We start from the raw sequence: 13,236 nt of genomic DNA, 5'->3' as shown, positions 1-13,236 counted from the left end.
GGCCGCCCCGGCATAAGCCGGAGCGGCCGAGATGGAAGACCTGAGGCCGGGCGGGAACCTGCCCGGCCTCAAGCCTCCTATTCGTAGCGCAGCGCGTGGATCGGGTTGGTGCGCGCGACGCGGAAACTGTGCGCACCGATCGTCCCGATCGCGATCAGCAGCGCCAGCGCACCCGCGACCAGGAAGGGTATCGGCCCCAGCGCGATGCGCGCGTCGAAGCCGTTGAGCCAATCGCGCATCACCCACCAGGCGATCGGCCAGGCGATGATGTTGGCGAGGATCACGGGCCGGCTGAACTGCCAGACGAGCAGCCGTACGATCCGTGACGTGCTGGCGCCCAGCACCTTGCGGATGCCGATCTCCTTGGTCCGGCGCTGCGCCGTGAACGCGGCCAAGCCGAACAGACCCAGGCAGCCGACGACCACCGCGAGCAGCGAGAACGCCCCGAAGATCTGCGCACGCGACTCCTCCGCCTTGTAGAGGTCGCGGACGATGTCGTCGGCGAACTTGGCGGTGAAGGGTGTATCCGGCGCCAGGCGCTTCCACACCGCCTCGATCTTGCCCATCGCCGCCGCCGGATCGCCGGTGTAGCGCACCAGCATCTCGTTGTGATTGTTGCGATCATAATAGAACATGATCGCGTCGAGCGGATCGCGGATCGAACGGAAGCGCGAATCCTGGACGACACCGATGATGGTGATCGGCACCAGTCCATATTGGTCGCGCGCGATCGATCCCCGGATCTGCTTGCCGATCGCATCCTGCGGCGACTTGAAGCCCAGCCTTTTGACCGCGGTCGCATTGATCACCGTATTCGCGCCGCGCGCGACGAACGCATGCTCGGCCGCCGGATCCTCGGGCGTGGGGCGCGTGCTGTCGTCGAGCGGCCGGTTGATATCGAAACCGCGCCCGGCGAGCAGCTTGATGCCCATCGTGTCGAAGAAGCTGGTATCGACATTGTAATAGCCCAGGCCGATCGGCTCCGTCTGACCGGGAAGCTGGACGCCGGTCACCGTGTTGTTCAGCGTGTTGATGCCGATGGTCGTGCGCCCCACCGCCGTGACGCCATCGACCTTTCCGATCTCGCGCACCAGCGTATCCTTGATCGGATCGAGCTGGCGGCGCCCGATGGCGGAGATCTGGATCAGTCCGTCGCGGCGATAGCCCGGATCGGAATTCCGCGCATAGAGCGTCTGCGCATAGACTACGATCGTGCAGATGATCAGCCCGATCGAGACCGCGAACTGCGCGACCACCAGTGCACTGCGCAGCCGGCCCGACCCTTCCGCATCGGCCGCCGACTTGTTCGCCTTGAGCACGCGAGCCGGCTGGAAGCGGGACAGGTAGAAGGCCGGATAGACACCGCCGGCGACGCCGACCAGCAACACCAGGGCGATGATCGGCAGCAACAGGCCGCCGGTTCCGATATAAACGAGTGACAGCTCCGCATCGAGGAAACGGCTGATCAGCGGCAGCACCAGTTCGGTCATCGCCAGCGCAAGCAACATCGCCAGCGCGGAAACGAGGATCGATTCGCCGATGAACTGGATCACGAGCTGGCGGCGATTGGCGCCGAGCACCTTGCGCAGCGCCACTTCGCGTGCGCGCTGGCTCGCCCGCGCCGTCGCCAGATTGACGAAGTTGACGCAGGCCATCCCCAGGATCAGCAGCGCGATCACCGCGAAGGTCATGATCGAACGACGATCATTGCCCGGCGTCATCGCGCCTTCCTGCGCGCGGCCGAGGTGGATGTCGCGGACATTGACCAGCGCGAACTCGGCATTGTCGCCCTGGTTGGTGCGCCGCTCCCCGAACACCTGATCGGGAATGTTGCGCTTCTCCCAGGCATGGAACTGGCTGTTGATGTCGTTCACGTTCGCGCCCGGCTTCAAGCGGAAATAGAGCGCGCCCGATTGCCAGCCATATTCGCTCAGGAACTGCGGATTTTCAGCCCAATAGGCATTGATGTCATAACGCGCGACCATGTTGAGCTTGAGGTGCGAGTTCTTCGGAATATCCTTGAGGATGCCGGTGACGCGATAATCCTGCGATATGCCGCGCGAGACCAGAGTCAGCGTCTGCCCCATCGGGTTCTCGTCGCCGAAACGGCGCTTCGCCTCGCTTTCGGTCAGCACCATCCCGCCGGGCTGCGCCAACGCGGTCTTCGGATCGCCCTGCACCAGCGGCAGATCGAGCACGTCGAACAGGGGACCGTCGACGAACTTCATCGCCTCCACCTCGGTCGCCTGGCCGTTGCGGATCACCACCGGGCCGGCCGAGAGCAGATGCACGCTGCCCTCGATCTGCGGGAAATCCTTGAGCATCGCCGCCTTGGTCACATAGGCGGCCATTTGCAGGTTCTGCTCTTCGCCGGTCGTGCGGTCGGTATAATAGGTCTGGAGCTGGAAGGTCCGGTCGGCCTCCGGCATCCAGCGATCATAAGTCAGCTCGTTGCGCACGAAGATCAGGATGATCAGGCACGCCGCCATGCCGATGGCGAGCCCCAATATGTTGATGGCGGCATAGGTGCGGCTCTTCATGAGCGACCTGAGCCCGACGATCAGATAATTGCGCCACATGGCAGGTTTCCTCCCGGATTCTTCAGAACCCGCTCGGGCTGAGCCTGTCGAAGCCCTGTTCTTCCGCGTCGACGTAGAAGAAGGGCGGTGTCTCGACAGGCTCGACACGAACGGAAGGGATATCAGACATCATGATCAGGCGGCGCGGCGCCGTTCCTGGAGGATGCGGCCATCGAGCATGTTGACGACGCGGCTGGCGTAATCGGCATGCGAGGGCGAGTGCGTGACCATGACGATGGTCGATCCCTCGGCGTTGAGCGTCTGGAGCATCTTCATCACCTCCTCGCCATGCTGGGTGTCGAGGTTGCCCGTCGGCTCGTCCGCCAGGATCAGCTTGGGTTCGGCGACGAGCGCGCGGGCGACCGCGACGCGCTGCTGCTGCCCGCCCGAAAGCTGGCTCGGCCGGTGGCGCGCACGGTGCGCGATCCCGACCCGGTCCATCACCGCTTCCACCTTCGCCTTGCGCGTCGCCGCCGGCATGTCGTGATAGAGCAGCGCCAGCTCGACATTCTCGGCGACGCTGAGTTCGTCGATCAGGTTGAAGCTCTGGAAGATGAAGCCGAGATGCGTCTTGCGCGTTTCGGCCAGCTTGCTTTCGGGCAGCCCCGCCACCTCGATATCGCCGAAGCGGTACGATCCGCTCGACGGGCTGTCGAGCATGCCGATCACATTCAGCAAGGTCGATTTGCCACAGCCCGAAGGCCCCATCACCGCGACGAACTCACCCTGATGGATATCGAGATCGACGGAGTTGAGCGCCGTCGTCTCGACCATGTCGGTGCGATAGACCCGGCTGAGGTCGCGCATGCTGAGCATCGGTTGCGTCATGTCTTGGCCTTTCGTTTTAGTCATTTACGGGCAAGGTCGAGCCGATCCTTGTCGGCGAAACCGGTATAGGGAGAGGTCAGAACCTTCTCGCCGGGTTCCAGCCCGTCGAGCACTTCGATGAAATCGGCGTTGCGGCGGCCCAGGCGGACCTGACGCTTGATCGCCTGGCTGCCATCGGGCGTCACCACGAACACCCAGCTTCCGCCCGTCTCGTTGTAGAAGCTGCCATTGGGGATCAGCGACGCGGTGCTCGGATCGCCCAGTGTCAGCTTCGCCTGCAAGGTCTGGCCGCGCTGGATCTGCGGCGGCTCGTCGCCCAGGAACTGCAGGTCCAGCTCGAACTGGCCGTTGCGCACGGTCGGATAGATCTTGGTGACGCGCATCCGGTATGATTTGCCGTTCCAGTCGACGACCGCGGTCTGGCCGGGCTGGACGCGCGCGAGATAGAATTCGTCGACGCCGGCCATCAGCTTGTTGCGGCCGGGGCTGTCGATCTGGCCGAGCCGCTCGCCGCGTCCCATCGACTGGCCGACCTGGATCGAGAAAGCCGAAAGCGTGCCCGACACCGGCGCGCGCAGGTTGAGCGCATCGAGATTGGCGCGCGCGAGCGCCAGGCTCGATTCGAGCGAGACGGCTGAGGCGCGGAGCTGCGCAAGCTGGCTCGACTGCAAACGCTCGTCGGTCGCCTGCGCGCGCGCGAGCACGGCATGCCGATCGCGTTGATAGCTGAAATCGTCGCGCGTATCGTCAAAGGTCTTGCCCGGCACGAAGCCACGCTTCGCCAGCGGCTCCTCACGCTCGAACTGGCGCTGCGCCTTCTTCACCGCCAGTCCGGCTTCGAGCAGGTTGCGTTCGTTCTGGATACGGCTCTGCGAAAGCGCCAGTTCCTGGCTGCGCATCGAATTGAGCTGCTGCGTCACTTCGGTCTGGCGCGCGAGCACCGAAAGCTGGAGTTCGGCATTGGAGAGCCGTGCGAGCAATTGCCCCTTCTGGACAGTCGCGCCGTCCTCGACGAGCACCTCCTCCACGCGACCGCCCTCGATCGCATCGAGATAGACGGTGACGAGCGGGGTGACGCGCGCGCGCAGCGGCAGGAAATCCTCGAAGCGGCCACGTGTGACGGTGGAGACGGTGACACGATCGGCGGCGACGGTCTGGCTGCTGCCGCGCGGCATCAGATACCAGGCGATCGCGAGCAACAGCACCACGCCGACGCCGGCCGCGGCCAGCTTCATCTTGAGCGGAATCGCGCGGCGCTCGATCACGCGGTCCATCGCGCCGCCGCTCGTCGGCTGGTCAGTGCGGCTCGCATCGCTGGTCATCCGTATCACGCTCATAGGCCGCGTCCGATTCCGAACAGTTCGTGTCCGTTTCCGGACATTAGGCGCGAATGGGTTCGCAGCCGACGAAAGCGCGCTCGATGCACACGCCGGACGGGGACGCTTCGGTCTCGGCGACACGGATATCGCTGGTGGAAGCGCGGATTTCCGCCTCCGGCGCGACGGTCATGAAGGTCATGACGGCAGCGGCCAGGATGGCGGCGACGGCACTGGGGAACCGGTTGGAGCTGGGCGTATACATGGTCTTTCTCCTCGTCATGCCGCCGATCGCGGCCCTGTTGCCCATGTCTTTGCAGGGGGCGTGCCAAATGCCGGAAACGGCGCATTTCGGCGCGTTGGGCCGATACCGTCCAGGCTGGCACAATTATTGATTGCCCGATTTCGGACACTCGCTGTACGGGAACGGACGCATGCCGGAGGGAAAGCCATTCGAATTGTGCGTCGTCATCGATGACGACGAAGACATATTGCTCGCGGCACGCCTGCTGCTGCGCGCGCTGTTCGACGAGGTCCTGACCTTCACCGATCCGCGCGACGCCTTCGAACGCACCGCCGCGCGCGCGCCCGACGCGATCCTGCTCGACGCCAATTTCGCGCGCGGCGCCACCAATGCCGCCGAAGGCTTCGAATGGCTGGGCCATTTCCTGGCGCGCGATCCCGACGCGGTGGTGGTGATGATCACCGCGCATGGCGGCGTCCAGATCGCCATTGAGGCGATGAAGCGTGGCGCCACCGATTTCGCGACCAAGCCATGGTCGAACGAGCGGCTGCTCGCCACCGTGCGGACCGCGGCCGCGCTTCGCCAATCACGCCGGGTGGCGGTGGAGAAGGACAAGGTGGTGGCGATCGCGGCCGCCACGCCGGGCGGGGAGACGCCGCTCCTCGGCACCTCGCCCGCGATGGCGCGCGTCCAGCAGTTGATCGACCGCGCCGGGCCCACCGATGCGAATGTGTTGATCCTGGGCGAGAACGGCACGGGCAAGGAACTCGTCGCACGCGAACTCCATCGCCGCTCGCGTCGCGCCGAACGGGTGATGCTGTCGGTCGATCTGGGCGCGGTGGCGGAAACGGTGATCGATTCCGAGCTGTTCGGCCATGTTCGTGGCGCCTTCACCGATGCGCGCGCCGACCGGATCGGCCGGCTCCAGGCGGCGGACGGCGGCACGCTTTTCCTCGACGAGATCGGCAATCTGCCGCTCCACCTACAGCCCAAGCTGCTCACCGCGCTGGAGCAGCGCAAGGTGACGCCGGTCGGCGCCAACAAACCGGTGCCCGTCGATATCCGCGTGATCGCCGCCACCAACCTTTCGGCGGACCAGCTTGGCGACGAGCGGCGCTTCCGCCAGGACCTGCTGTTCCGGCTCAACACCGTCGAGATCGTGCTGCCGCCCCTGCGCGAACGCCGTGAGGACGTGCCGATGCTGCTCGACCATTATCTGGGTTTCTACGCCCGCAAATATGGCAAGCCGCTGCGTCCCGTTCCGGACGACGTGCTGGCCGCGCTGACCACCTATGACTGGCCAGGCAATGTCCGCGCGCTGCGCCATGCCGTCGAACGCGCGGTGATCCTGGCGGGCGACGCGCCCTTGGCGATCGAGGACTTCTCGATCCGCCGTCCGGAACCCGCGCCGTTGCGTGTCGAGCGCGCAGCCGTCGTCGAGCCGGATGCCGGCCACGACGATCTCAACCTCGAACGTGTCGAGCGCCGCCTGGTGGAAGCGGCGCTGAAGAAGCACGGCTACAATATCTCCAACGCGGCGGCCGAACTCGGTCTGACCCGCGCCTCGCTCTACCGGCGGATGGAAAAACATGGGCTTTGACCGGCGCTTCGCGATCGGGCTGGCGCTGCGGCTCGCCCTCGCGCTCGCCGCGCTCGCGCTGTTCGCCTGGGCATGGCTGACGCCCGGGCTCGCAGCGGCGCGGATCGTCGCCGCCCTGCTGGCGCTGGGCACCGGCATCGCGCTGTGGCGCTATGTCCGCCGCACCAATCTGGAAGTCGCACGCTTCGTCGACGCGGTACGCTTCGGCGATCTGCAGGCGCGCTTCGCCCGCCCCGGCGCGGGCAGCGGCTTCGACATATTGGGCGAAGCGCTCGATGGCGGCATCCGTACGCTGCGCGAGGAGCGCGAACGCATCGCCGAGGAAACCCGCTTCTTCTCCGCCCTGGTCGACGACGTGCCCGTCGCGCTCGTCACCGTCGATGCGGAGGGACGCGCCGAATGCGCCAACAAGGCGGCCCGCCGGCTGTTCAACCGCCACGGCGGCGTCCGTGTCGCCGATTTCGAGGTCTATGGCGCCAGCCTGGTGCAGGCGATCGCCGGCCTGCCGCCCGGCCGCCACCAGTTGCTGATCCTCTCGCTCGATATCGGGCCGCAGCGCGCGACGGTGCGGGCGGCGTCGCTCGCGCGGCTGGGCGGCGCCGTGCGGGTGATCGCGGTGCAACCGATCCAGGACGCGCTCAACGCCGTCGAGGTCGCGGCGCAGAGCGACCTGATCCGCGTGCTGACGCACGAGATCATGAATTCGATGACGCCGGTGACGTCGCTCGCACGTACCGCCGCGCACCTGATCGCCGAGGCCGATCGCGGTGACGATCCCGCCGTCGCCGATGCACGCAGCGCGATCGAGACCTTGTCGCGCCGCGCCGACGGCGTGATGCATTTCGTCGAGACATATCGCACGATCACCCGCCCGCCCCAGATCAACCGCCGCCTCTTCGCCGCCGAGCCCTTCGCCGCCGAGCTTGGCCGGCTGTTCGAGGCCGATGGCCATTGGGCCGATGTGCTGCTGAGGATACTGATCAACCCGCCCGACCATCTGATCGACGCCGATCCGGACCTGATCGCGCAGGTGGTGATCAACCTGCTGCGCAATGCCGCCGACGCGGCGACGATGAACGGCGACACGCCCGAAGTCTCGCTGTCGATCGAGGCGATGCGCTCCGGCCGCACGCGGATCGAGGTGGGCGACAATGGCGCCGGCGTGCCGGAGGCGCTGCGCCACGACATCTTCCTGCCCTTCTTCACCACCAAGAAGACGGGCAGCGGCATCGGCCTCAGCTTCGCAAGGCAGGTGCTGCTGGCGCATGACGGATCGATCGAGGTCGACCGCTCGCCCGCCGGCGGCGCGCTGTTCCGCCTGGTCCTGTAACGCCCCGCAGCGGAAGCGCTTGCACCGCCGCCGCTGCCGCGATAGGGAGCCGCCTTCCAAGCTATGCGGAGCGGTGGCCGAGTGGTCGAAGGCGCTCGCCTGGAAAGTGAGTATACGTCAAAAGCGTATCGAGGGTTCGAATCCCTCCCGCTCCGCCAGACCCCCCTCCGGAAGGGTCCGCAGAAGTCCACCAGGATTGATGTTTTTCCTCTGAAACCAGACGCTTAGCGGGTCAGGTCATCCACAGCCGTCCACACGCCTCCGACGAGTCGCGTGGATCAAAACGTGGTCCCGGCACCGGAAAAACGTGGTCCCGAGGTGAACGATGTTGAACGAAACGAAGATCCGGGCGGCGAAGTCGCGGCCCTCGGCTTACAAGGTGACAGATAGCCACCGGCTCTACCTCCTGGTGAAGCCCAATGGTTCCAAGCTCTGGGAATGGAACTACGCCTTCGACGGCAAGCAGAAGACGATGGCCTTCGGCCCCTACCCGAAGGTGAGCCTCGCCGATGCCCGCATAAAGCGTGACGAGGCGAGCATGCTGCTCGATGAAGGCCGAGATCCCGGCGTGGCGAAGAAGCTCAAGATCGAGGAGAATCTCGAAGCGAGCCGGCAGACCTTCGAGAGGGTCGCCCGCGAGTGGCATGAGAACGCCAAGTGCAAATGGGCGACGGTCCATGCCAACGACGTGATCCGCAGCTTGGAGCGCGACGTGTTCCCAACGATCGGGGCGCTTCCGATCGCCGATCTCACGCCCCCGCTGGTGCTCGCCGTGCTTCGCGAGATCGAGAGCCGAGGCGCGATCGAGACGGCAAAGCGCGTGCGCCAGCGAATCTCGGGCACGTTCGTCTACGCGATCGCCCAAGGCATCACCCAGTCCGATCCAGCGGAGAAGCTCGGTGCGGTCTTGAAGCCGCTGCGCAAAGGGCGCCAGCCCGCGATCACCGATCTCGCCGCGCTGCGCGTAATGATCAGTCGCGCCGAGGAAGACCATGCCCGGCCGATCACGCGCCTCGCGCTACGGTTTCTGGCATTGACCGCGGTCCGACCGAGCGAGCTGCGCGGCGCCTTCTGGGACGAGTTCGAGGATCTGAATGGTCGCGAACCCTTGTGGCGCATCCCGGCAGCACGAATGAAAGGCGACCTCGAGCGCAAGGATGAGATCAACGGCGATCATGTCGTTCCCTTGACGCCGCAGGCGATCGCGGTGCTCAAGGCCATCTGGCCGCTGACGGGAGCCTGTCCGCTGGTCTTTCCCAGCATGCGGCACACGCACCGGCGGATGAGCGAAAACGCGATCGGCTATCTGCTCAATCGCGCCGGCTACCACGGACACCATGTGCCCCACGGGTTCCGCGCGGCGTTCTCGACGATCATGAACGAGTGGACGGAGCGACATGGCAAGGAGCATGATCGCAAGGTGATCGACCTCATGCTGGCGCACGTGCCGAAGGAAAAGGTCGAAGGAGCCTACAACCGGGCTGCATATATGCCACGGCGTCGGGAACTCGCTCAGGCTTGGGCTGACATGCTTTGCGACGGTTTGCCCGAGCCTTTCGTCCTCGTGGACCGTCCCGCCAAGGAGACCGGGCCGCGCTGGAAGCGCCATCTTCCCTTTTCTGTCGGCGACGATTTTCGATTTCCAGAGCGACGGCGCTTCGGCCACGCGGCATGATCGGGGCCGTCCGCAAAAGACGTGCCTAAGCTGACGCTGCCCTTTCTGAGCGGGATCCGTAATCACCTCGCGCCGCTCCTATCGGCGCGAGGTGATATCGCTTGCCCATGAGCGCGGTAGGTGGGCGGCGCTGCCTCATCTTCCATGCGAGAGGGCGACGTGCCGTCATGTAGCGATGCGCCGTCCTCTCCTATTGGGGCGGGCCTCATCGGCTGGGTGGACGGCGATCCACGCGACCGCGGTCAGGTCTGCGCTAGCCGTCCCGCGGCAAAGTCGCGCGCGAGTGCGATAAAGGCTTGGAAGGCCGCCGAGGAATTGCGCCGGTTGGAATAATAAAGGCACAGCGGAGCGAGCGGCGGCGTCCAGTCCTCGAGGATGCGGACGAGTTTACCCGCCGCGATGTCCTCGCGAACGTCAGCTTCCATGAAATAGCCGATCCCGACGCCATTCGTTGCTGCGATCCGCGAGAGCGAGGCCTCGTCGAGGGTGATCGGCCCCTCGACGTCGATCTGCAGTTCCTCGCCGTCCTTCTCGAAGCGCCATCGGAACAAGGCGCCATTGGGGAGCCGGATCCGCAGACAGGGGTGACCGAGCAGTTCCTGCGGCACCCGGGGGATCGCCCGGCCTTCGAAAAAGGCGGGTGACGCCGCGACCGCCATGCGCCGCACCTGGCCGAGCGGGATGGCGATCGCATCGCTTGGCACAAAGTCCGCGCTGCGCACCCCAAGATCGAACCCTGCCGCCACGACGTCGACCAGCCGCCCCTCGGTGACGAGGTCAATATGTACCTGCGGATAGCGCTGCAGATAGGCCAGCACGAGGGGCGCCATGATCTCGCGCGCCGCCGTCGCGAAGGCGTTGATGCGTAACGCGCCCGATGGCACCTCCTGCTGCGCGCGCGCGGTGTTCATCGCCTTTTGGATGTCCTCGAGCGCTGGCTTGATCTGAGCGACAAAAATCCGCCCGGCGTGCGTGAGTGAGACGCTACGCGTGGTGCGATTGAACAGCCGCACCGCCAGCTCGCGTTCGAGCTTGCCCACCGCGTTGCTGATGGCGGTTGTCGATAGACCAAGGTCGAGCGCCGCCGCGCGGAACGAACCGCACCGCACGATGGCGAGCACCGCCTCCAGCTCGATCAGCGAATGGCGATTCATTATCCCGTTTTCCGTGACACGCTATGGCGATTTGTCTCGATTATCAGGCGTAATGTCCATCGCTAAATCTGCGTCATCGCCGCTGAGGAGATGACCATGATTAGCGATCTACCCCGACCCATTGCCGACTATGTCGAGGCAAATGCCCGCCTCGATGTCGACGGTATGATGAAGCCTTTTCTGCGCGACGCCGTCATCGTCGATAACGGCAAGCGGTTCGAGGGGCAGACGGCGATCCGCCATCTGCTCGAAAACGAAGTGATCCCGGTAAAGGCGATCTTCGCGCCCGACACCATGCGGGAAGAGGACGGCGATGTCGTGGTCGAAGGCCCTGCTCACGGTGATTTTCCGGGCAGCCCGCTCCGCTTCACCTATCGCTTCGCGTTGGCAAACGACGCCATCGAGACGCTGGAGATCACGCTATGAGCGTCAAGGCTGATCCCACCGAGTTCGCCGGCAAGCGCGTGCTCGTGAGTGGTGGCACCAAGGGACTGGGCCGTGCGACGGTCGAGCGCTTCCTGGCCGGCGGCGCGCGGGTCATTACGGCCGCAAGGGCTATCAAGGATGCGATCGAGGGCGTCGAATATGTCGAGGCAGACCTGACCACGTCCGAGGGCGGCGAGGCGCTTGCCAACGCGGCGATCGAGCGGCTGGGCGGGATCGATATCCTGGCCCATGTCGTCGGGGGTTCGGCGTCGCCCGCCGGAGGCTTTGTCGCACTGACGGACGAGCACTGGCTTGCAGAGTTGAACCTCAACCTGCTGGCGACCGTAAGGCTCGACCGCCTGCTGATCCCGCAGATGCTCGACAGAGGCAACGGCGTCGTGGTCCACGTCACCTCGATTCAGTCCGTCCTGCCCCTTCCGGCGTCCACGACCGGCTATGCCGCCGCCAAGGCTGCGCTCCGGACGTACAGCAAGTCGATCTCGAAGGAGCTCGGGCCAAAGGGCGTGCGGGTCAACGCTGTCTCGCCTGGGTGGATCATGACGGAAGCCACGAGAGATTTTCTCGGCATGCTTCAAGCAGCCAATGGCGGCACGATCGAGGACGCGCGTCAGTCCGTGCTCGATGCTCTCGGCGGGATCTCAATCGGCCGCGGAGCCGAACCGGAAGAGGTCGCCGACCTTATTGCTTATCTGTCCGCCGACCGGGCGGCCGCCATTCACGGCGCTGAGTTCGTCATCGACGGCGGGACGATCCGCACCGTCTGATGCCGGCGGGTGGGCCGTCGTGGCAGGTCCGCGGCTCCTGAAGATCAGCTACTCAAGCAGGTCATTCGGCCTCAGAGCAACAATCCAACATCCTGATACGAACCATTTGTTCATGGAGTGCATCATGACTGAACAAGCTGGCATTGCCGTCGTCAAAAAGTTCTACGACAGTTTCGTGGAAGGTAACATTGAAGCCGTCGTAGCCACCTTGAGCGATGATCTGGACTGGCGGGAATCCGAGAATTTTCTGCTGGGCGATCGCAACCCTTATTTGTCCCCTTCGGCGGTCGTGGACGGCGTTTTTGGTCGCATCGCCAAAGAGTTTCAGGATTATGTGGCCGGACCTACCGAGCTGATCGACGCCGGCGATGTGGTGGTTGCCGTGGGCCGATCAAAAGGCGTCATGGCCTCCACCGGAAAACCATTCGATGCGCAATACATGCATGTCGTCCGTGTCGCCGACGGCAAGATCGTTGGCTTTCACCAAGTGATCGACACGCTGGAAATCTGGCGTTCGCAACAGGCCGACTAGGCCGCAATTGCCAGTGCAAAGATGATCAGCAGCCGTCGGCCAGCGTGACCCTATGCGCTCGACATGAGAAGGAGGGTTCGATGAACCTTGCAGGGAAAAAGGCGCTCGTGACCGGCGGCAGCCGGGTATCGGCGCTGCGATCGCCAGGACGCTTGCGGCCGAGGGTGCCGAGATCGCGATCACGTATGAGAAGTCGGCCGATCACGCGCGCGCGGTGGCGTCCGAAATCAAGGCGCTTGGTCGCTTCGCCGTCGCTATTCAGGCCGACAGCGCGGATGTCGCGGCGATCCGTCGTTCGGTCGACGAGGCATCGGCAGAACTCGGCGGCCTCGACATCCTCGTCAACAATGCCGGCATCATCCGGATGAACAACCTCGTCGAGATGGACATCGACGATTGAACCGCCCCGGGATTGCCGGAGGCCATTCGGCTTAAATTATGCGGCGATCGGGATATCGTCCAGCATGGCGTAATAGCGCGCCTCCGCTTCAGCAGGCGGTATATTGCCAATGGGCGCGAGGAGCCGGCGGTTGTTGAACCAGTCCACCCATTCGAGCGTGGCGTATTCAACGGCCTCGAAGGATCGCCACGGACCTCGCCGGTGGATCAGCTCGGCCTTGTAAAGGCCGTTTATCGTCTCGGCCAAAGCGTTGTCGTAGCTGTCGCCTACGCTGCCCACCGATGGCTCGATCCCAGCTTCGGCAAGGCGCTCGGTATACTTGATCGAGACGTATTGGCTGCCACGGTCGCTGTGGTGGATCAGGCCG

At 64.9% G+C, this 13,236-nt stretch carries 13 protein-coding genes and 1 tRNA gene; 8 read left to right on the top strand and 6 right to left on the bottom strand.

Going from position 1 to position 13,236, the window contains the following annotated elements; genetic code table 11:
* Positions 1 to 77 precede the first annotated feature (77 nt).
* The 4 genes from ACODTA_RS26050 to ACODTA_RS26035 form a co-directional block, all read right to left on the bottom strand.
* Positions 78 to 2,579, bottom strand: a complete 2,502-nt coding sequence (locus ACODTA_RS26050; protein WP_489070072.1) for an ABC transporter permease — start codon at positions 2,577 to 2,579, stop codon at positions 78 to 80.
* 135 nt (positions 2,580 to 2,714) lie between these two features.
* Positions 2,715 to 3,407 carry an ABC transporter ATP-binding protein gene (locus ACODTA_RS26045; RefSeq protein WP_281423015.1) on the bottom strand — a complete coding sequence of 231 codons (693 nt, stop codon included), beginning with the start codon at positions 3,405 to 3,407 and terminating at the stop codon, positions 2,715 to 2,717.
* A 20-nt stretch (positions 3,408 to 3,427) separates the two neighbouring features.
* Positions 3,428 to 4,744, bottom strand: coding sequence for an efflux RND transporter periplasmic adaptor subunit (locus ACODTA_RS26040; RefSeq protein ID WP_489070070.1), 1,317 nt, complete (start codon positions 4,742 to 4,744; stop codon positions 3,428 to 3,430).
* A gap of 43 nt (positions 4,745 to 4,787) precedes the next feature.
* Entirely contained in the window at positions 4,788 to 4,988 is a 201-nt protein-coding gene (locus ACODTA_RS26035) for a hypothetical protein (RefSeq protein WP_489070068.1), read from the bottom strand.
* Positions 4,989 to 5,157: 169 nt separating this feature from the next.
* On the opposite strand from ACODTA_RS26035, the gene ACODTA_RS26030 reads away from it, so the two are divergent.
* The 4 genes from ACODTA_RS26030 to ACODTA_RS26015 all read left to right on the top strand — a co-directional run bounded on the left by ACODTA_RS26030 (position 5,158) and on the right by ACODTA_RS26015 (position 9,572).
* Positions 5,158 to 6,567: a sigma-54-dependent transcriptional regulator gene (locus ACODTA_RS26030; RefSeq protein ID WP_489070066.1), complete on the top strand. Its 1,410-nt coding sequence runs from the start codon at positions 5,158 to 5,160 to the stop codon at positions 6,565 to 6,567.
* A complete protein-coding gene (locus tag ACODTA_RS26025) occupies positions 6,557 to 7,897 on the top strand; it encodes a sensor histidine kinase (protein ID WP_489070064.1) in 1,341 nt (446 codons plus the stop codon). Before ACODTA_RS26030 ends, ACODTA_RS26025 begins: the two co-directional genes overlap by 11 nt.
* Positions 7,898 to 7,964: 67 nt before the next feature.
* Positions 7,965 to 8,055: transfer RNA gene (locus ACODTA_RS26020), tRNA-Ser, on the top strand.
* Positions 8,056 to 8,222: 167 nt separating this feature from the next.
* A complete protein-coding gene (locus ACODTA_RS26015; RefSeq protein ID WP_489070062.1) occupies positions 8,223 to 9,572 on the top strand; it encodes a tyrosine-type recombinase/integrase in 1,350 nt (449 codons plus the stop codon).
* A 242-nt stretch (positions 9,573 to 9,814) separates the two neighbouring features.
* On the opposite strand, the gene ACODTA_RS26010 is transcribed toward ACODTA_RS26015, so the two are convergent.
* The gene (locus ACODTA_RS26010; RefSeq protein WP_489070060.1) at positions 9,815 to 10,726 is read right to left on the bottom strand and encodes a LysR family transcriptional regulator; all 912 of its coding nucleotides are present in this window, start codon (positions 10,724 to 10,726) and stop codon (positions 9,815 to 9,817) included.
* A 96-nt stretch (positions 10,727 to 10,822) separates the two neighbouring features.
* Between ACODTA_RS26010 and ACODTA_RS26005 the strand changes: the two genes are divergently transcribed.
* The 4 genes from ACODTA_RS26005 to ACODTA_RS25990 all read left to right on the top strand — a co-directional run bounded on the left by ACODTA_RS26005 (position 10,823) and on the right by ACODTA_RS25990 (position 12,869).
* On the top strand, positions 10,823 to 11,152 hold the full coding sequence (locus ACODTA_RS26005; RefSeq protein ID WP_489070058.1) for a nuclear transport factor 2 family protein: 330 nt from the start codon (positions 10,823 to 10,825) through the stop codon (positions 11,150 to 11,152).
* The gene (locus tag ACODTA_RS26000; RefSeq protein ID WP_489070056.1) at positions 11,149 to 11,937 is read left to right on the top strand and encodes an SDR family oxidoreductase; all 789 of its coding nucleotides are present in this window, start codon (positions 11,149 to 11,151) and stop codon (positions 11,935 to 11,937) included. The genes ACODTA_RS26005 and ACODTA_RS26000 overlap by 4 nt, the downstream gene beginning before the upstream one ends.
* 124 nt (positions 11,938 to 12,061) lie before the next feature.
* Entirely contained in the window at positions 12,062 to 12,469 is a 408-nt protein-coding gene (locus ACODTA_RS25995; RefSeq protein ID WP_489070054.1) for a nuclear transport factor 2 family protein, read from the top strand.
* Between the two features lie 127 nt (positions 12,470 to 12,596).
* On the top strand, positions 12,597 to 12,869 hold the full coding sequence (locus ACODTA_RS25990; protein ID WP_489070190.1) for an SDR family NAD(P)-dependent oxidoreductase: 273 nt from the start codon (positions 12,597 to 12,599) through the stop codon (positions 12,867 to 12,869).
* Between the two features lie 36 nt (positions 12,870 to 12,905).
* Here the strand turns inward: ACODTA_RS25990 and ACODTA_RS25985 are convergent.
* Positions 12,906 to 13,236 (bottom strand): integrase core domain-containing protein (locus ACODTA_RS25985; protein WP_489070053.1); only part of this gene is annotated, 331 nt, incomplete at its 5' end.

The sequence above is a fragment of the Sphingomonas sp. FG14 genome (genome assembly GCF_057809675.1).
This window is presented reverse-complemented; position numbering and strand designations above follow the sequence as displayed.